This is a genomic window from Dehalobacter sp. CP, from assembly GCF_047652685.1.
Taxonomy (GTDB): Bacteria; Bacillota; Desulfitobacteriia; order Desulfitobacteriales; family Syntrophobotulaceae; genus Dehalobacter.
The window spans coordinates 1,398,363-1,418,175 of sequence record NZ_CP157399.1 but is presented as its reverse complement, the minus strand read 5'-3'; the positions used below and the strand labels follow the sequence as shown (position 1 = coordinate 1,418,175).

The 19,813-nt window shown below is 43.3% G+C and carries 19 protein-coding genes; 3 read left to right on the top strand and 16 right to left on the bottom strand.

Annotated elements, in window-relative coordinates; translation table 11 throughout:
• On the top strand, positions 1 to 1,173 hold the full coding sequence (locus tag AAH944_RS07225) for an ABC transporter permease (protein WP_415537643.1): 1,173 nt from the start codon (positions 1 to 3) through the stop codon (positions 1,171 to 1,173).
• Here the strand turns inward: AAH944_RS07225 and AAH944_RS07220 are convergent, their stop codons facing one another.
• Positions 1,174 to 2,106, bottom strand: coding sequence for an arginine deiminase family protein (locus tag AAH944_RS07220; protein ID WP_415537641.1), 933 nt, complete (start codon positions 2,104 to 2,106; stop codon positions 1,174 to 1,176).
• A gap of 172 nt (positions 2,107 to 2,278) precedes the next feature.
• On the opposite strand from AAH944_RS07220, the gene AAH944_RS07215 reads away from it, so the two are divergent.
• Positions 2,279 to 3,136: a DegV family protein gene (locus tag AAH944_RS07215; RefSeq protein ID WP_415537639.1), complete on the top strand. Its 858-nt coding sequence runs from the start codon at positions 2,279 to 2,281 to the stop codon at positions 3,134 to 3,136.
• Positions 3,137 to 3,177: 41 nt separating this feature from the next.
• Here AAH944_RS07215 and AAH944_RS07210 read toward each other — a convergent pair whose 3' ends face one another.
• The 3 genes from AAH944_RS07210 to AAH944_RS07200 all read right to left on the bottom strand — a co-directional run bounded on the left by AAH944_RS07210 (position 3,178) and on the right by AAH944_RS07200 (position 5,656).
• Positions 3,178 to 3,324 carry a hypothetical protein gene (locus tag AAH944_RS07210; protein WP_015042691.1) on the bottom strand — a complete coding sequence of 49 codons (147 nt, stop codon included), beginning with the start codon at positions 3,322 to 3,324 and terminating at the stop codon, positions 3,178 to 3,180.
• 1,066 nt (positions 3,325 to 4,390) lie between these two features.
• A complete protein-coding gene (locus AAH944_RS07205; RefSeq protein ID WP_415537637.1) occupies positions 4,391 to 5,191 on the bottom strand; it encodes a M23 family metallopeptidase in 801 nt (266 codons plus the stop codon).
• Between the two features lie 147 nt (positions 5,192 to 5,338).
• On the bottom strand, positions 5,339 to 5,656 hold the full coding sequence (locus AAH944_RS07200) for a LysM peptidoglycan-binding domain-containing protein (RefSeq protein ID WP_415537635.1): 318 nt from the start codon (positions 5,654 to 5,656) through the stop codon (positions 5,339 to 5,341).
• Positions 5,657 to 5,829: 173 nt separating this feature from the next.
• Between AAH944_RS07200 and lexA the strand changes: the two genes are divergently transcribed.
• The gene (lexA, locus tag AAH944_RS07195) at positions 5,830 to 6,456 is read left to right on the top strand and encodes a transcriptional repressor LexA (protein WP_415537633.1); all 627 of its coding nucleotides are present in this window, start codon (positions 5,830 to 5,832) and stop codon (positions 6,454 to 6,456) included.
• Between the two features lie 192 nt (positions 6,457 to 6,648).
• Here the strand turns inward: lexA and AAH944_RS07190 are convergent, their stop codons facing one another.
• From AAH944_RS07190 to AAH944_RS07135, 12 genes are all read right to left on the bottom strand, one after another.
• Positions 6,649 to 7,743 carry a D-alanine--D-alanine ligase family protein gene (locus tag AAH944_RS07190; RefSeq protein WP_415537631.1) on the bottom strand — a complete coding sequence of 365 codons (1,095 nt, stop codon included), beginning with the start codon at positions 7,741 to 7,743 and terminating at the stop codon, positions 6,649 to 6,651.
• A 169-nt stretch (positions 7,744 to 7,912) separates the two neighbouring features.
• Positions 7,913 to 8,446, bottom strand: a complete 534-nt coding sequence (gene lepB / locus AAH944_RS07185; RefSeq protein WP_415537629.1) for a signal peptidase I — start codon at positions 8,444 to 8,446, stop codon at positions 7,913 to 7,915.
• Positions 8,447 to 8,487: 41 nt separating this feature from the next.
• Positions 8,488 to 9,762, bottom strand: coding sequence for an aminotransferase class I/II-fold pyridoxal phosphate-dependent enzyme (locus AAH944_RS07180; RefSeq protein ID WP_415537627.1), 1,275 nt, complete (start codon positions 9,760 to 9,762; stop codon positions 8,488 to 8,490).
• Positions 9,763 to 9,835: 73 nt separating this feature from the next.
• Positions 9,836 to 10,258: an arsenate reductase ArsC gene (locus AAH944_RS07175; protein ID WP_415537625.1), complete on the bottom strand. Its 423-nt coding sequence runs from the start codon at positions 10,256 to 10,258 to the stop codon at positions 9,836 to 9,838.
• Positions 10,259 to 10,261: 3 nt separating this feature from the next.
• Positions 10,262 to 11,347 carry an ACR3 family arsenite efflux transporter gene (arsB, locus tag AAH944_RS07170; protein WP_415537623.1) on the bottom strand — a complete coding sequence of 362 codons (1,086 nt, stop codon included), beginning with the start codon at positions 11,345 to 11,347 and terminating at the stop codon, positions 10,262 to 10,264.
• Between the two features lie 80 nt (positions 11,348 to 11,427).
• Positions 11,428 to 12,330: an AAA family ATPase gene (locus AAH944_RS07165; RefSeq protein WP_415537621.1), complete on the bottom strand. Its 903-nt coding sequence runs from the start codon at positions 12,328 to 12,330 to the stop codon at positions 11,428 to 11,430.
• A 232-nt stretch (positions 12,331 to 12,562) separates the two neighbouring features.
• Positions 12,563 to 12,808 carry an RNA chaperone Hfq gene (gene hfq, locus AAH944_RS07160; protein ID WP_015045117.1) on the bottom strand — a complete coding sequence of 82 codons (246 nt, stop codon included), beginning with the start codon at positions 12,806 to 12,808 and terminating at the stop codon, positions 12,563 to 12,565.
• A gap of 47 nt (positions 12,809 to 12,855) precedes the next feature.
• The gene (gene miaA, locus AAH944_RS07155) at positions 12,856 to 13,797 is read right to left on the bottom strand and encodes a tRNA (adenosine(37)-N6)-dimethylallyltransferase MiaA (RefSeq protein WP_415537618.1); all 942 of its coding nucleotides are present in this window, start codon (positions 13,795 to 13,797) and stop codon (positions 12,856 to 12,858) included.
• Positions 13,794 to 14,624, bottom strand: a complete 831-nt coding sequence (locus tag AAH944_RS07150; protein ID WP_415537616.1) for a class I SAM-dependent methyltransferase — start codon at positions 14,622 to 14,624, stop codon at positions 13,794 to 13,796. Before AAH944_RS07150 ends, miaA begins: the two co-directional genes overlap by 4 nt.
• A gap of 95 nt (positions 14,625 to 14,719) precedes the next feature.
• Positions 14,720 to 16,765: a DNA mismatch repair endonuclease MutL gene (gene mutL / locus AAH944_RS07145; protein WP_415537614.1), complete on the bottom strand. Its 2,046-nt coding sequence runs from the start codon at positions 16,763 to 16,765 to the stop codon at positions 14,720 to 14,722.
• Positions 16,755 to 18,086, bottom strand: a complete 1,332-nt coding sequence (locus AAH944_RS07140; protein WP_415537613.1) for a histone deacetylase — start codon at positions 18,084 to 18,086, stop codon at positions 16,755 to 16,757. The genes mutL and AAH944_RS07140 overlap by 11 nt, the downstream gene beginning before the upstream one ends.
• Entirely contained in the window at positions 18,083 to 19,753 is a 1,671-nt protein-coding gene (locus AAH944_RS07135) for a hydantoinase/oxoprolinase family protein (RefSeq protein WP_415537611.1), read from the bottom strand. Before AAH944_RS07135 ends, AAH944_RS07140 begins: the two co-directional genes overlap by 4 nt.
• Positions 19,754 to 19,813: the final 60 nt, after the last annotated feature.

Below are 19,813 nucleotides of genomic sequence, written 5' to 3'. Positions count from 1 at the left end.
ATGCTTTGGGAAAGTATCAGGATGTCCTGGAAAAACATCGTCACCAATAAACTTCGCTCGTTCTTAACTATGCTGGGTATTATCATTGGCGTGGCCTCAATCATTGCCCTTATAACCATTGTTCAGGGTGCGACCAACAGCATCAGTCAACAAGTGACCTCCCTCGGCGCTAATAAAATTACGGTCAATGCAATGGGTACTCCGCTGAAACAAGGACTAAACGAGGATGATATGAAAAACATTGCTCACCTTAAAAATATCAAAGGCGTATCACCAACTGTGTTAACCAAAACCAATATTGTTTACCAGGACCAAGTCAAAGAAGATATCAATGTTCAGGGAAAAAATGAGGTGTACTTTCAATCGAATAAAAGTCTGCTCAAATCTGGCAGAGCCATCAATATCCTGGATATTCAGAGTAAAAACCAGGTTGCCGTTATCGGGCAGGAACTTGTAACCGCACTCTTTTATGGAGTCGACCCCCTTGGAAAAAACCTGATCATCAACGGGACAACTTATCAGATCATTGGTACAATGGCTCCATCAAGCGGTTTTAGCGCCACCTCCACAAATGACACGATCGTGATCCCGTATACGACTGCACTTCGCAGTCTGGGTGTAAAAAATATCACTGCTCTTGATGTCTTTTTAGTGGATACAAGCTTAGCCGATGATACGGTATTGGACATTAAAGGGGTTTTAAACGCTGCTTTTAACTATAACGATCAGGCTTACTCTGTGTTTAACATGGGAGATATTATTGCTTCTTTTCAGTCTATGATGGGGATGATGTCACTGCTCTTAGGAGGAATTGCCGCTATTTCCCTGGTTGTAGGCGGGATTGGGATCATGAATATGATGCTGGTATCGATTACCGAGCGCACGACGGAAATCGGTTTGCGCAAAGCCCTGGGAGCCACCCCGAATAGAATCCAGGTGCAATTTTTAATCGAATCGATCTTTCTCTCCATTTTTGGCGGGCTCATCGGCTTGATTTTGGGAAGTGTCATCGCCTTTATTGCTTCTACCCTGATTGGTGTCGGTTACACCATGCAATTATCCACCGTTATCTTAGCGGTAGGGTTTTCAGCTGTCGTCGGAATTATCTTTGGCTATATGCCTGCGAGAAGAGCCAGTAAATTAAATCCGATTGACGCTCTGAGAAGTCTTTAGTTAAAGATTAGAGTCTCGCCAAACGCGCAAAGTCAGGCAGCGGAGACTTCCTCCCCCAGCTAATAAGGCTTCAGGATGGAAGGGAATCATTTCCACCCCTCTGCGGCTCAGCTCATTTTGAGTCCTAAGATTTAAGGCAATATCATAATGGATGAGAATATTGGCATCCACAGAAACAAAACTGCAGCCCCATAACTGCTGTTCTTGGTCGGAAATATCAATAAGTTCCATTTCCCGGCGAGCAAGATAATCCCGTATATTAATTTCCGTGCGCTGCTTTTCGGTTATCAGATATGTTTTCAAAAAAGCCGGCAAATAAGCTAAGGCTAGACTTTCACTGATTCTGCCAAAAATCATATCAGGGTGCATATACCGTCTTTCCTGGGGAATCTCCGCATAGATGATCTGCGGAAAAAGATGGAGTGCTTTATTAAAAAATTCTTCCAGTGTTTTTTGAGCATGCCGCTCAGTATCCGCTAAAAAAAGAATTTCAGGCGAAATTGCCAGACACCCTTCAAATTGATCCTCACCCTCAAAGGCATGAAAGATGGGAATGCCGAGATTCTCCAGAGCTTCTCCGACAACCGTTTCTTCGCCTGCGCGGCTACCGGGGCACATCTTGGAGAGGATAGCTCCTTGACTTGTAATCAGGCAAGTATCATTAAGATAGGGTAAATTTGGTAGAGAATCCATGAGCGTTCTATTCTTCTGTACATAATCCTGAAGGTTAAGTACCTCAATTCCTTGAGAGCGCAGAAGGTCGGCATACCGGTCATGTTCCAACTGATATTGAAAAATATCAGGGACAAAATTAAATAAGCATTCCTGATAATTTGCCGGATTGACTAAATTCAGAGACTGTTGGGGCTTATGAAGAATGACTTTACGTAAACGAGCTAATTTTTCCGTACCAAATACTTCAATATGTTTCAAACGGAATTCCCCCTTAAAAAGCAAAATTATATGGATGTAGTATTCACAATAATAGGTATTTTAGAAGTGTATTTTGAACAATAATAGACAAGTGGTGTTTAACATTATATGATAAAAAAGAAAAATAATTGTCGAAATAGAAAATAGGCCAATAAGAAAGTGAGATAAACAGATGGCAGTACAGGTTCTAACTGACAGTACAAGCTATATAAGTAAGGAAATCAAAGAAGAACTAAATATTAGAATGGTATCTTTGAGCCTTTCATTTGGGAGTGACAGTATACGAGAAGCAGATATCGATAACGATCTGTTTTATAAAAAAATGGCTTCTTATGGAATTCCGACATCTTCACAGCCTTCTATTGGCGAGTTATATAATGAAATGCTTGCGGTAATCGAGAAGGGAGATAGCCTCTGCTGTATTTTCTTATCTTCAGAAATGAGCGGTACCTTTTCAACAGGTCAATTAGTGAAAGAGATGGTATTAGAGAAGCATAAAAATGCCAGGATAGAGATCATTGATTCTAGGTCAAATTCCATGCAGTTAGGGTTAGCGGTCATTATGGCTGCAAGAGAAGCAAAAGCGAATAAAACGTTGGAGGGGGTCAAAGAAGCAGCGTTAGAAAATATTCAAAGAAGTAGGTTCTTATTCATTCCTGAAAATCTCAAATACCTAAAAAAAGGCGGCAGAATTGGTGGGGCCAGTGCTTTAATTGGTGATTTATTTGGGATTATTCCGATTCTGACTGTGGAAAACGGCATAACAACCGTTGTAACAAAAGTAAGAACGAAGAAAAAGGCAGTTTTATCGATGATTAATATCATGCTGGATAACATAAGCAAATATGGTTTAGGAGAGATCATTATTCATCATATCGATTGCCTGGACGAAGCAAAGGAACTTGCACAATCGATTAAAGATAAGTTGAAAGTTAACATAGATATCATAGCTATCGGACCGGTCATTGGTCTTCATGTTGGTCCAGGTACCATTGGCATTGTTTATTACACGCAAAAAGCATTAAGGTAATAAAAATAGCTAACTAAAGCCAAAAGATTCTTGAAAGAGCATTATTTACTCTTTTCATGTTTGCCATCATGTACACCAATTTTATTGCCGTCAATAATTCCTACATCTGCGTTATCTTTTGGTTTCATTTTTCTTAATTCAGCATTGCTTTTTTCTCTGTCTTTGATTCTATTTTTATTATTATCCATAATAATCCCTTCCTTTCAGTGAATGAAACTAAGTCAATTTAATATTCGTATAAAAGAAGTGAATTATTCAAAGGAAAATAACAAGGAAACTTGATAGGGCAGGGGCCTTATATTATTTTATTTTGATAAGCCAGGGAAAATATTAATAATTTCATTTTTATATAGATTTGAAAGTAAAAAGACATATTGAAATTCAGATGAAAAGGAAGTATTATTAAAATAAGAACTTGTGAAATATATCACTTATAAAAGAGGGGAAACTTAAAACAATGAGATCTCTTAATCAAAATATAATATCCTTTTTGATAATTTATCTAATTGACCTATAACGATGAAATAATTAATCCTATCGACTGGCGTGTTTATATGAGGATTAAAATTACTCTATATTTAATCTAACGAAAATTATCAAACTATATCCTAAAGTTTAAGCGTTGCAATTAGACCAGAATCTGGTTACAAATCACAAAAGAACTAAAATTGCCTCGATATTGATTAACTCAAATAAGCGTACAAAAATCCCAAGGTACAAATACCTTACCCAATATATTTTAATGCCTTACAAGGCAAATATGAGGCTGCTATTCAGAAGCATTTTTGGGCAAAAACAATAAGCAAACAGAACAGCAATTAATACGATAAAATTACAATAATAAAAAACTGATAAAGTAAAACAGGCAGATAAAGCAGAGATGAATATGAAAAATACAAAAGCTATGAAAAAGATATGCGGGCGACAAAATATAAGCTATATAATTTAGTAAGTCATAAAATAAACAGAAGCTGAGTGAAACAAGAATCCAAGCAAGAGCAAAGAATAATATTTATGACAAACAATAAATATAAAACACTGGAACAGTGCGATCGCTACTGATTTATTGCTGAATACAAACCTAAACGCATAACCCCATCTTTGCATTACACTTTACTTTACATAATATTTATTATCGGACCCAGATAGTTTTAAATAACACCTTACACCATCAACAAACCTTTTTGGTGAATTATAAAAATCTCAAAATACAGGTAGCAATAATCTTAGGTTGGCTGTATACCGATCTATCTCCTATCTGTTTAGACGACTGTTAAATTCCCAGACTTTTAACCAAGAGTATGGATTGATCCATTTGCCATTCGGCAGTTCGATCCCGAAATGCAAATGATCAGGAGTTGTAATTGCATCACCTGTGTTCCCCATTGTTCCGATCAGTTCTCCTTTGGAAATACTGTTCCCGACAACCAATGCTTCATTGACCGTGTCCAGATGGGCATAGTAATAATAGTTTCCGTCCTGGCCTCTTACGCCGACCCTTTCTCCACCAAGCCTATTCCATCCAATTCTTTCAAGAGTGCCATTGCATACACTGAATATTAGCGTACCCTTTTGATTAAAAATATCTGTACCTTCATGCTTTCGCTGTCCCCCCTCCCTATCGGCACCATAGGTATCTGTATAATGCGAAGATTCCTGAAGCGGGAACTGATATTCTCCCGGGGTAAAGAATAGATACTGATCAAGTAAATGACGGCAGTATTTTACTTGTTTGAATTCTTCACTATTTAGTTCGGACCAGTCAAGGTTATTGAAGTTAATTCCATTATCCAGCTGCTGAACGAGGTGATTTGCTGTTGGACCGCAAACATGAATAATAGCCACATAATCCTTCCATGAGTCCGGTTTTACTTTCTGGAAATGAATAACAACTTCCGAAGATATAAGTGAAAGATCGCTATAGGCGTCTGATTTTGATTCATCATGGATAACTACTTGCTTGACAATAATGGCGGTGATAGCAATCATCACAAAAATGATCAATATGATAGAATTAGGCCATATTGTCTTTCTGAATTGTTTAATGAGTTTCATATGACAATAACCTCCATAGTTGTATATATGGAGGTTATATTAAAATATAGACTAAAATATAGACTAAAATATAGACAATATAGAGACATAATTAAAGTTCGTAAGAATTGAAAGATCGTTATCGTTAATGATAAACTAAATTCTAAATTATGACCGAACCGGAATATAGATCACCTGTCCTGGTTCAATATACGTGCTGCGTAGGTTATTATAGCGCATGGTTTTATCCACCAGTGCACTGATATCACTGCTGTAGTTGGATTCTGCAGCAAGTTCCCACAACGTATCTCCCTGTTGTATTATGATCGCCTTATATGATGTAGGGTTGGAATTTTCAGCAGTTAGATAATTTACCACCAGAGACATTAAAAGTGCAGCAATAATTGTTAGGCACAGCCCCAATACAAATACAATTTTAGTTGAATTTCTTCTATAACGCATATAGGATCTGGATACCGCAATCATGATCATCAACCTCCATTAGATCAAACATATGTTCTATTTATATTTCGATTATAATACGAACAAATGTTCGTGTCAAGAAAAATCACGAACATTTGTTTGCTTTTTTCCAATTTTTATGTTACGATCTAGCTAGATCAAATATGGATTCAAAATAAATAATCAGGAGGGATGTCATGACTTCGGATCTGTCCTCACGTCAAATGCAGATTTTGGATATTATCAAGAAGGAGATTGCCTTAAAAGGTTATCCCCCTTCGGTCCGTGAAATAGGCGAAGCTGTTGGGCTCTCATCAAGTTCGACTGTGCATAATCATCTGAACATTCTCGAAGAAAAAGGATATATCAGACGAGACCCTACGAAGCCCAGGGCCATAGAAGTCCTCGATTCCTTCGGCGAATATACTTCCAGAAAAATCGTTCACGTTCCGGTAGTCGGACATGTTGCCGCCGGTGAACCGATCCTAGCCATAGAAAACATTGAGGATTCCTTCCCTGTTCCGTATGATATGGTAAAATCGGACACGGTCTTTATGCTCAAGGTTCAGGGCGAAAGCATGATCGATGCCGGTATTTTTGACGATGATTTAATTCTGGTCAGACAACAGCAGAATGCCAGCAACGGCGATATTGTTGTTGCTTTAGTCTCAGACGGCCCGGAAGACGGAGCCACAGTCAAGCGTTTCTACAAAGAAAAGAACCAGATCCGGCTCCAGCCGGAGAATCAGTATATGGAGCCGATTTATTCCGATCACGTAACCATTCTCGGCAAAGTGATCGGACTGTTCCGAGATATCCACTGATACATAATATGCGGGAGAAAGCGAGGGCGCAGCAGAAATATTTATCTGCTGCGTCCTTTTTTGGCGGGTAAGACTTAAAGTATTACCTGTATATCATTTTATATGATTATCTTAATTTCAGATAAGAAGAAATTCTTGTTTGAGGTCACCTGATTAAGGATAGACTCCCTTAACTCCCTTTAGAAGATGTGCTCAGGAAAGTCTTCTGTCGGCATCATCCCTGAATTTTTCGAATCCGAGTCTGATCAGTTCATCAAGAAGTAGGCTGTAACTTAAGCCGCTGGCTTCCCACAGTTTTGGGTACATCGAAATTTGCGTAAAGCCAGGCATCGTATTGATTTCATTAATAAAGATTTGCTCGTCTTCAGTAACGAAGAAATCAACTCTGCTTAGCCCCGAAGCGCCGACGGCCTCAAAGGCAGTCACTGCATGGGACTGAAGCTGTTCGATCAATTTCTGGCTCAATATGGCTGGAATGATCAGTACTGAGCTATTATCCAGGTATTTAGCCTCATAATCATAAAAATCTTTGGCCGGTTTGATTTCACCGGGAATGGAGGCTTTGGCACTTTCATTGCCAAGGACGCTCAGTTCAACTTCTCTTGCCTTCACACCTTTTTCGATCACAATTTTCCGGTCAAATTTTGCTGCGTAGATCAAAGCTTCCAGCAGTTGCTTATCATCTTCAGCTTTGGAAATTCCGACACTGGAACCGAGATTGGCTGGTTTGATAAAACATGGGAAACCAATGCTGTCTGAGATGCGTTTCACCGCTGCTTCGGGTGCAGCATTGATTTCACTTCGAAGCAAGGTAAGGTGAGGTACAATCGGCAGCCCGGCTTCTTTGAAAACAGCCTTCATCCGGTCTTTATCCATTCCGAGAGAAGAACCCAGCACACCTGAACCTACATAGGGGAACCCCGCCATTTCGAAAAGTCCCTGAATCGTACCGTCTTCCCCTTTGGGGCCATGCATGACCGGAAAAATAATATCACATCTGCCCTGATCCGGCAGTTCGCTTCCGTCTATAGCCTGAAAGTAAGGTTTTTGCGGGTTTAAAACGACTGCAACCTGTTTGGCGCCGTCCGTGATATCGGCTTTGGCTTCCTTCCACGCTTCCGGCCTTGCCCCCCAATACCAGCTTCCTTCTTTGGTGATCCCGATGGTCTGAATCTCATACCGGTCAGCATGCAGCGCTTTGATGACTGAAGCTGCAGAAATGACCGAAACTTCATGTTCCCCCGATTGACCGCCAAAGATAACAAGCACTTTCGTTTTGTTGTTCATTTTGATTGTACTCCCTTCAAGTCATACCGTGTCTAAATTACCGGTTATTTTTTACGATAGATTCCAGGTAAAATTACCCTTAATCATTCTTATTCATATGTTCCGTTCCTTACATCTTGTTAAGTAAAAATAGTACCTTGTCAATCTAAAATGATGGATCGACATGGCCCTACAGGATTTGAACACTGCTCAGTGGCCAGTAGCAGAACAGGGCTTTGCCTTCTATGCTCTGAATCGGGACACTGCCGAATGAACGGGAATCATTCTTACTCGCCCGATTGTCATTCAACGTAAAAACATGGTCTTCCGGCACAACAACCGTTGAAAATGTATATGTCTTTGGTGTATTGGCATAAGGTTCGTAAATTGGTTTGTTATTAACATACGTATAACCGTTTTTAATTTCTACTTTCTCACCTGGTAAGCCGATTACCCGTTTGATGCTCTCTACACCGTTATCTGAATAGAGAATGACATCTCCCCTGTCCAAAGCGTCAATGCTGCGGTAAAAATATTTTTCAACCAGCACCTGGCTGTCCAGCGAAAGTGTCGGCATCATTTCCGCTCCTTCAAGATGGGCAAACCCGATCAGATAAGTTTTTAGCAGCCAGGACAAGGCAAAAACGATCAGGATAATCTCAATGATTTCCTGAAGAAATTGGCTATACGGATTGTTCATCATATCGCGTCTTATTCTTACCATATTGACGATCCCTGCTTCCGGCGCATTATTGGCTTAGACCGTTATAACAGATGATTTTGTTCAAGCATTTGCGCAGCTGAAATATTAGCGTTCTTCACATAGATATGAGAAATCGCGCCCTGCATATAGACGGCATAAGGGGCTCTAATCGGACCATCGGCAGAAAATTCGCTCGTGGCTCCCTGAATGAAAGTTCCTCCGGCCATGATCACTTCGTCCGTATATCCTGGCATCTCCGAAGGCAGCGGCAGAACATGCGAATCGATCGGCGAACCTTTCTGGAGACCCTGGCAAAAGGCCAGCATCTTTTCTTTGGAATTCAATTTTACCGCCTGAATGATATCCGTCCGTAAATCCACCGGACCCGGATGGACTTCAAAACCCAGTCTGGACCAAAAGGCCGAGGAAAAAACGGCAGCTTTGATCGCTTCACTGACCGTCAGCGGGCTGAAGTACAGTCCCTGGTACATGAGCCGAAGATTATCGAGGGTTGCTCCCACATCGGCATTGATGCCGGGTGCGGTAAACCTGGCCGCGGCTTTCGTGACCAAATCTTCTCTGCCGGCAATGTAGCCGCCTGTCGGGGCCAGCGTGCCTCCGAGATTCTTGATTAGTGATCCTGCCAGCAGGTCTACGCCCACATGTCCGGGTTCCCGATCCTCAACAAGCTCGCCGTAGCAATTATCGACGAAGATATTAATCTCAGGAAAATGCGTTTTGGCATAGCCAACAAATTCACTGATCTGGGCAATGGAAACAGAGTTTCTCCATTCATAGCCTTTGGAACGCTGGAGGATAAACAGCTTCGTTTGCGGATTCACCATCGCAGCCAGTTTTTCCATTTGAATCTGACTATCCGCATCCAAAGGCAGGATATTAAAGGACACGCCCCAGTCAGCCAGGCTACCGGAAATGTTGTTTTTAATTCCGATCACCTGCTGAAGCGTATCATATGGCATCCCGGTAACAGAAATAAAATGATCTCCAGGCCGGAGAACACCAAAGAGCGCTGATGCAATCGCATGGGTACCCGATACAAACTGGTGCCTGATGATGGCTTTTTCAGTACCCATGATGGATGCGGTCACCGTATCAAGTTTTTCTCTCCCGGAATCGCCGAGTCCGTAGCCGGTTGTTCCGTTCAGATTATAAGCTGAGACTCTGGCCTCTTGGAAAGCTTTGAGGACACGTTGATGGTTCTTCTCAATGATTGGATTTACGATACAGGTTTGTTTTGTCAAAACCTGTTCAGCATAGCACAGGGCGTCCGCAATTTTCGCAGATAAATTCAAATCGGACAAAAAACGATCCTCCATAAAGTAAAGTTCTTCTAAAATACTACATCGAATTGGCTTACTTTTCAATATACAAAAAAATATTACTTGACGATCAAGGCAGAGACACATAGGACTTCATATTCACTCTGCATTTGAGCTCCAGTATTTTTTCTTCGATGATTTTGGCCGTCTTAATATATTCCTGCTTATCTTTCCCCGTTGGGTCTTCAAGACCCCAATCTTCTCTGAATTTGCAAGGCACAAAAGGACAATTCACATTACACCCCATGGTAATAACGATATCGACCGGTGGGATATCCGAAATAAGTTTTGGTTTTTGCGATAAGCTCATGTCCATGTTGTAGTGTTCCTGAATTACAGTAACAGCCACGGGATTAATTCCATTTTTAATTTCTGTACCTGCTGAATAGGCTTCGAAGCTATCCGATGCAATTATCTTGGCGATGGCCTCTGCCATTTGTGAGCGGCAGGAGTTGTGAACACAGACAAAGGCTACTTTTATCTTTTCCGGCATTGGTTAAATCTCTCCTTTATGCCTACGTGGCCAACCCTGCTGGTCATAAAATTTGAGCTTTAAGGCAAGTGCTGAATTCACCAGGCCAATCATGACCGGCACCTCTACCAATGGCCCAATAACGGCTGTAAAAGCTACGTCGGAGGCAATGCCAAACACCGCTACAGCTACCGCAATCGCCAGTTCAAAGTTATTGCTTGCTGCTGTAAAAGCCAGTGTTATTGTCTGGTCATATTGAAAGCCGCCTTTGTAAGACATAAAGAAGCTGACAAAAAACATAATCGCAAAATAGATCAATAAGGGAATGGCTATTCTTACGACTCCCATTGGATTGGTGACAATCTCCTGCCCTTTGGTCATAAACATAATAACGATTGTATAGAGCAGGGCGATCAAAGCTAACGGTGAAATTTTAGGGATAAATACATTCTCGTACCATTCTCTTGTCTTAACTCGAATCAGTCCAAAACGGGTAATAAAACCCGCTGCAAAAGGAATGCCCAAATAAATCAGAACACTTTTAGCAACATCCCATATTGAAATATCCACGATTTGCCCACCCCAGGAAAGGCCAAGCCATTTCGGAATTAAAGTAACAAAAAGATAGATATAAACCGAATACAAGAGTATTTGGAATATGGAGTTCAGGGCCACGAGTGCGGCACAATACTCGTTATCACCCTTCGCGAGCGTATTCCAGACAATGACCATGGCAATACACCGGGCTAAACCGATGATGATCAAACCAATAGCATAACCTGGCATATCTCTCAAAAACACGATAGCCAGCACAAACATCAAAACCGGTCCGATAATCCAGTTCTGAAGCAGTGAAAAACTGAAGACCTTTTTATTTTGTACGACTTTGCCGATCTCTTCATATTTTACCTTGGCCAGTGGAGGATACATCATTACAATGAGTCCGATGGCAATCGGCCAGGAAATCGTACCCGTGCTGAACTCACCCAACGATACAGCAATGTTTGGGAACAGATAACCTCCGAAAACACCAATAGCCATCGCAATAAAGATCCAAAGCGTCAAAAATCGGTCTAAAAATGATAATCCTGATTGATTTCCATTTTCCATTTTATTCCTCCAGATTTATGTGGTTATAGGCATATTGTATCTTGTTCTCATTGATATGTAAAAGGGCAAACGCCCCCCGATCAAGAAAGATCCACTTCTTTGATACACATTAAATCTTCCCTGGACAGATTCGCCTGCCTGTAGAGTCTGACGGCCTGCTTGCGAACCGCTTTTTCCACGAAATTGCGCACCATCCGGGCATTACCGGAATAAGGCTGCATGTCATTCATATCCTGCAGGTTTCTTCGGAACACAATTTTTGCCTGCGGAGAAAATGTATATTGCCTGTCTGTCAGCATCTGCTCACCAATAGACATCAGTTCATCCAGAGAGTAGTCCGGGAAATCGATATGGAGCGGAAAGCGCGACCGCAAACCAGGGTTTGTCTTTATGAATGCATCCATTTCAACCTTATATCCGGCAAGGATAAGGATGAGGTTATCCTTATGGTCTTCCATCGCTTTGACTAAGGCATCAATTGCTTCCTTGCCAAAATCCTTTTCCCCACCCCTTGCCAAGGAATAGGCTTCATCAATAAACAGGATCCCGCCGAGGGCCTTTTTAACCAATTCTCTGGTCTTATTGGCTGTATGTCCGACATACTCTCCGACAAGATCTGCTCTTTCACATTCGATAATATGTCCTTTCGGTAAGACGCCCATTTCCTTAAACAATCTTCCGATCAGCCTTGCGACTGTAGTTTTTCCTGTACCCGGATTGCCGCTGAAAACCGTATGTAAGACTAAAGGCTCCGTATTCAGTTTCTCTTTTTCCCGTCGTTTACAGATTTCTACAAAAGCATACAACTCATGAATCAGTTTTTTTACTGACTCTAAGCCAATTAAACTATCGAGTTCCGTGATGATCTCTTCAGTCTTTTTGTTACTGCTGCCGGCATAGTCCGGCAACTCAGGTTCTGATGTCATTGGCTGGGTCTGGAGCACCGGCGGAAGATTTGATCTGAAGGTTATCTTAATGGACACAAAAGAAGCACCCCCTATAAGAACGTCATTATATATATATAGCGCAGCGCAAAAAAGGTGAATCATTAATCTGGAAAAATATAAATAATAAAAAAATAAACATCGTGCTATGTCGGGTACACAACACGATGTTCACTTCATTTCATTTTATTTCTGTTCTAGGCCTCAGTGATATCGATCCGCTATATCTATCAGCTATATGTCCCAGCCCAAAGATGGCCCCATCAGGAAATTACTCAGTCATTTCCCCGACTAAGGCATTTAAATTGACTTGTCTCATTGGCATTATGGTAGAAATGGCATGTTTATATACCATTTGTTGTTTGCCTTCGTAGTCCAGAACAACCGTAAAATTATCAAAACCTTTGACTAATCCTTTAAGCTGGAATCCATTGACCAAATAGATCGTAACAGGTATGTTATCTTTGCGGATTTGGTTCAAGAAAACATCCTGCAAGTTAATCGGTGATTTATTCATTTTATTTTTTACCTCCATCACCATTTTTCTTATTGTCTAATTTTACCTTAGTTTCCATCACTGTGCAAGTCAAGAGAATCGCAAATTTCGTCAAGAATTTGTTGAGCCGAACATTCTGTGACGTCATACCATTTGATTCGAGGATCCCTCCTAAACCAGGTTAATTGTCTTTTGGCAAAGTGTCTGGTATCTCTCTGAAGCAGACGCAGCATTTCTTTTTGGGTGACCAAACCTCTCAAAAAATAAACGACATGACGGTAGCCGATGGTTTGAAGGGATTTTAGCCTTGGTGAATAGCCCTCCTGGAGTAAACGTAAAGTTTCTCCGATTATACCACAATCTACCATTTTATGGCAACGCTCATTGATTCGTTCATAAATCACGTCTCTTGGAGCCGTCAGCCCTAAATAAATGACTGATTCATCCAATTCAGCGTACATTTTTTCCATGTATGACCTTTGTTCAGATAATGGTTTGCCGGTTAATTCAAAGATCTCCAGGGCCCTGACAATTCTTGCCGTATCGTTCACATGGAGTTTTTCGGCAGAAGCCCGATCACATTCCGCGAGTCTTTGATGCAGCTCCTTATTGCCATGCTGATTGGCATAAGCCAGCCACTTTTGCTTGATTGGGTCCGATCCTTCTTCCGGAAATTCAAATTCATCCAAAATTGAACGAATGTAAAGTCCCGTTCCGCCAACGACAATCGGGATTTTCCCTTTGGCTTGAATATTCTCAATCCATTTTCTGGCCTGAGACTGAAATCCTGCCACTGTAAACGGTTCAGCCGGATCAAGAAGATCGATCAGATGATGCGGCACACCCTTCTGTTCAGCCTTCGATGGTTTTGCTGATCCGATATCAAGCTTCCGGTAAACCTGAACGGAATCCCCGGAAATGATTTCTCCGTTCAGTCTGAGTGCCAGTTCGACGCCAAGAGCACTCTTGCCGACTGCTGTCGGTCCGATAATAACGATCAGGGGCTTCATCGGAAACCCTCCCCCACCCTGGCTAAATCAATGATACCAAAATCCACAGGGCTGTATTTATTCTTCTCTTCAACATGAAAACCAAGCCGGGCAAATTCGCTGCTGCCTTTTCGTTCTTTCAGCACAACTCTTTTCCTGGCCACGCGGCATGCTTCCCGGATTGTGCCTCTGTCCAAAGGATTCGGGTCGGACCATTTCTTCAACGGCCGGATCGAGGAAGATTCTTTAACCGTAATACGGAACATTGGGTCAAAATAGACGACATCCACAGATGCATCCGGCTGCCCTTTCAATATCCTGGTATGATCTGCCCAGATCGTTTCAATGCGGGAAGCGGCTCGGCTCAATTCTGTCCAGGCTTGAGTTTTTTCCTGAGATATTTTCTTGGCAGGTTTAAACTGGTTGACCTGAGCCAGACCATCCTGAACCAGAAAGTGGATCAGCGGCGAGCTTTCCACAGCAATCACTCTGCCTTTGCCACCTGCCGCATACGCAGCAATCAGTGTATCCGACGCAAGACCCATAGTCGCATCAAGAAAAATATCCCCAGCCTCAAGATTCACTGCCTGAAGAAAACGGTCCGGCACGCCGCGTAAGATATTGATCATCCTTAACAATGCCATACTTGGATGGAAAAAGAGTCTTTCTCCATCATCTTCAAGACAGAGCTTCTGTTTAACGTAACGAAGTATCGGGAGACCATCAGCTTCTGATAAGGCATCCATCGGAACAATTTTTATCCCGGATTGCATACTGAGCTTTTCAAGCCGCAGTTTAAGTTTTTCATCTGACCGTTTATAGGCAATCACATTATCCGTTTGATCCATTCTACTATCCTATCAATCTATTTTTCTGTCTGCGCTCATTGATCTTATTTATTTGATCACCTTTAATTGATCATTATTTCGAAATTAAATTCTTTTTATTCCCTCTCAAACTTATGATTGAGTTCTTTCTCAGATATCTGAATGACCGTAGGGCGGCCATGGGGACAGGAGTAAGGATTATCTGCTCTGCCTAATTTTTGGATGATCTCATCCATTTCCTGAACCATTAAGCGCTCTTTGCCTTTGACAGCCGACCTGCAGGCCAGCATCATGATCCACTCTTCCAGAAGTTTCTCCAAGGATGGAGAAAAAGATGTGTTCAGGATTTCATCGATAAAGGCCTTGAACATCTTCCCCGGTGATTCCAGGTTATCCAGCAGCGGAATCCCTCGCAGAAAATACGTCCTGTCTCCGAAGTGTTCAAAAATGAAGCCCATTCCATGCAGTTCGTCAAAATGCGCAAGCAGGATCTGCTCCTCTTGAACCGTAAGCTCCACCGTTTCCGGAATTAAAAGGAGCTGGCTTGCTGTCTCACGTTGTTTGGCAAGCTGAAGCAGGCTTTCATATCTGATACGTTCATGGGCTGCATGCTGGTCTATAATATACAGATTCTTGTCGTCTGCAGCAAGAATATACAGATGAAAGACTTGTCCAACAGCTTTCAGTTCCAGGAATTTCGAGACGGTCTCCTTATCCTGCTGCAATGTCGGAGATACTTCAGCAATTCCGTCCGGGACGCTCTCCTGAATATTGTCCGTAATGCGCCCAAGATTGCGGTCCGGGATAATCTCTGGCTTACGGTCAGAAATTGTATCAGAAATACGCTCTGGAACCTGATTAGGCATACTATCTGGCATACCCCCGGATAATCTGTCAGAAATGTATTCTGTCTGGTCTGACTGCGGTTCAGACAGTTGTTCTTTAAGGTATGGGTAATGATGTTCTTTTATCTTCTCTACATCTCTGAAAGACTGAGTTTTGGGGATAATTGGTGTATCAGGATCGTACGCCGGAGAGCTTTGATCTGACCTATTCGGTTCCAGCGGCCGGTATAATATTTTGAGTTGTTCCCAGTGAGACGGACTGGATTCAGACGGAGCGGATTCTGAGGTCCTTGTTTTTCCCGTAAAGGAATATTTTCGCATTGGAAAACTGTCCAGAAGGTTTTTCCGGATAACCTCCGTAATCTTCCTGCTCAATTCTTTTTCTTCTTTAAATTTGATTTCCAGTTTGGCGGGATGGACATTCACGTCATAATCCGAAGGAGGCAGGTTCAGCGAAATAACGCATACCGGATAGGTATTGGCGGGAATCAGTGTATGATAACCGTCTTTAATGGCCTGATTCATTAACTGGGAACGGATCACCCTGCCGTTAACAAAAAAGGTAAGACCGCTGCGTGACGACCTGACATGCTCCGGCATGCTGACATAACCGAAAATCTCAAGGCTTTCATCCTGGTAGGATATCGGCAGCATTTTACGGGCAGCATCATTGCCACTGACGGCTGCTATGGCCTCGAGAAGACTGCCGTTTCCAGGCGTATGCAGTAAGATATTATTCGGGTGACGCAGGGAAAAAGCAACATCAGGTCTGGCTAGGGACAGTCTGCCGACCATGTCGGAAATCCAGCCAAACTCCGTAACGGCTGAACGCAGGAACTTGTGTCTGGCCGGTGTATTATAAAACAAGTCTTTAACAGTTACGACTGTACCCGGCGGGCATCCGATTTCCGTCATGGAAAGAAATGTGCCGCCCTCAACTTTTAATTCCTGTCCTGCAACATCATCCGGTGTCCGCGTCATAATACTCAATTTGGATACCGAAGCGATGCTCGGCAGCGCTTCTCCGCGAAATCCCAATGTTCTGAGGTCATCGAGATCTGCAATTGCCGATATTTTACTGGTAGCATGCGGAAGAACTGCCAGACGCAAATCTTCGGCCAGAATTCCGGCGCCGTCGTCTTTCACTCTGATTAGCGCTGTACCTCCGCCCTCTATACTGATATCTATTTTTCGGGCACCGGCATCCAGTGCGTTTTCAACCAGTTCTTTGACTACGGAAAGAGGCCTTTCCACAACTTCGCCGGCTGCAATTTGATTAATGCAATGCTCATCAAGGAGCTTAATTCTAGCCACCAAATGGATTCACCTCCCTGCCGTCCGTCCATAAATGGACTTGATCTCTCAATTGATTTTGCAGTAGAACGGTTTTTTCCAATTTTTGAAAAGTCTCTGCCAGATCGTATCCGGCCTGTTCGCAATTGGGACATGCTTCAAACGGAATTCTGACAAGCACCGCTTTTTGAAAAGCCGACGGTTTTCGGGATATCATCAGCACCGTCCCCCCGCAATGACTGCATTTGCGGATGTATTCCCTGCGGTTTTCTTTAAATCCATCCGTATCATAATAAATACTTTTTTCGGAATATGCCCAGTCACCTGCCGGCAGAAACTGTTCTTTACGAAAAACCCAGGAAGGCCGGACAGCTTCATTCGTTCTTTTCAGATCGGTCAGAAAAGAACGAATCGTATCTCCGCCAATTTCAGTATGCTTAGGCTTCTGCGACTCCACCACCCCGGAATAATCTTCTCCGGCCAGCGCCAAAAAAATAGCCATATTAATATAGGGCAGTGCGCCTTCAATCGCGTATCCGCCTTCCAGTACTGCAAGATCGGGCTTGATCATTTCAGTGATTTTGCCATAACCTCTAGCCGTCACATTCATTGAAGCCAACGGATCCGTGAAATGGTTGTCCTGTCCGGCGGAATTGATGATCAGATCCGGTTTAAATGCTTCCACTGCAGGCATAATCCAGTTTTCCAGCGCATAGAGGAAACCTTCATCACCAACTCCCGGCAGAAGTGGGATATTCAGCACCGATCCCCAGGCATTCGGCCCACCTTTCTCTTCCGTAAATCCGGTTCCGGGAAATATGGTTCTGCCGTCCTGATGGATCGATATATATAAGACATTCGGATCATGATAAAAAATATCCTGCGTCCCATCACCGTGATGAACATCCGTATCTATGACAGCAATTTTTTTGATGCCGTATTTGGTCCGAAGAACATTAATTAAAATAGCTTCATTATTTAGGGTACAGAATCCTCTGTTTCCCCAAACTGTCGCTCCGGAATGATGGCCAGGCGGACGTACCAGCGCAAAGCCGTTCGTAATTTCCTTTTTCATCAGCGCGTTGCCGAGTACGAGCGAACTTCCAACCGCAATCAGATGGGCATCGAGATTATGCTGCTGGAGATCCGGATAAATCGCCTGGGTTCGTAAAACATCAAAGAGATCCGCCACCCCGGGAGAGTATTGCCTGACCTGGGGAAGATCCATGATCCCTTCTTCAAAGATCTGTTCCTGGGTGTAAAGCAAGCGTTCTTCCCGTTCCGGATGGAATTCCCCAAGAGACCAGTCAAAAGCCGGAAAGAAGATAATTCCTGTCTTGTTCATGACCGTATCCTCCCAATGACTCCCGGCGGAACATGCATCGCACCTTTGACAATCTGGCCGACCGTATGATAATTCTCAACCAGCGGAAAATAATCAAAGATCTCTTTCTCCAGGTCACCTGTTTCTATTCCAAGGCCGACTGCCTGTTTTTGCGCTAATTCTTTCAAGAAATCTTCTACTTCCCGATGGGGTTTTTTGGGTCCGCTCCAAATACCCTGCTCCCCGGTTTCCTCTATCCTGTAAATGGAGAACTTCGTATCCAGGTGGAGCGTCCAGGAAAAGGTTGGTTTAGCCATCGCTGCTCCGATCGCATTCGAGACTTCCGAGAATTCACTCAGAACCGTCCGCAGCTTCATCCTGTTCTCCAGCGCTGCTTCAAGCCCCGGTGCTCCTCCTCCGCTGAGCTGAATATAGAATTTAAATTCATCATGATGATGGATGACTTCCCAGACCTTATAGGCCGGCTCGGTTTTCCATTCCTCTAATAGCTGCTCAATGGCACGGGCAATTTTTTCAACCATTTTCTCAACGATGGTTTCTGCTGTCCGGCGCAGATCAGATGCTGTTCTTTGGTTCTCGGGAAGGAGCATGCCAAGCGCTTCTTCAGCCCGCTGCAGATCACCGTAATCCGTCAGATTTAGGTAGCGCAGTGCATCCGTAGGTGTCGGGCTGATTCCTCCTATGCAGTAGGCAGGACCTAAGCGGTGGTCGGCCAGCATAACCTCTCCCTGATCCAGACAGACAGCTGAATCCCCTCCAATAGAGACTGAACGCACAGCCAGCGAGCGGACATTCGTCAGGAAGGGTCCAATCTGCGCTCCATGGGTGCTGATTAACGGAGATCCGGATAATACCAGCCCTATATCGGTCGTGGTTCCACCGATATCGACAACGACATAGGATTCCTCCGGATTGCTCTGGGCGAGCGTTCCAAGTACACTTGCCGCCGGTCCGGAGTAAATCGACTCAACCGGTCTGATCTTTGCCAGCGGCAAGACCCCGCCATCTGCCTTTAGCACCCGGATCGGCGCCCGGCATCCCCTTGCCTCAACCGCCATCTTCAACTGATAAGCAAAATTCTGAAACAATTCTGTTGCGGCCAGGTTCAGATAAGTCGTCAGACTTCTGCGGTAGAAATTGGCCTGTCCGGACTGACTTCCGAGAGCCGTTGTAATTCCGGGCACCTCTCGATGCAAATAGGCCGCCAGCTGCTCCTCAAAGACATTGTTGCGATGGGAAAATTTACTGACAATGGCCGTAAGCGGCTTAACAGACTGTTTGTTCAATTTTTCAGCAAGCGTCTGCCACTCTGATTTATCCGCTGGCACAACGACCCTTCCGCGATAATCCAAAACACCGGTTGAGACACTGTAATCCACGGGCCACGGCAATGAGGAAAGCTTCATGCCGGTCCCCGGAAAAAGGATCAGTTCGACCTTAGGCAGGTGTTTTTGCATAATTGCGTTCGTTACCAGCGTCGTACTGACGGTGATGGTTTCGATGTTTTTAGCCTTGGAAATTTGGAGATAATCCAGGGCGCTGATGATCGTGTTCAGAATGTCATCCTGATTGGTCGGAATTTTACCCTTGCGCTCGATCACGCCATTCGTAATCATGACAGCATCGGTAAACGTTCCGCCCACATCGATGCCAATAAGGCTGGCCATGTTATCTCCTCCTTCTGTTATGATCTTTATTATATGGGGTTGGTCTGCGTAATCAGTAAC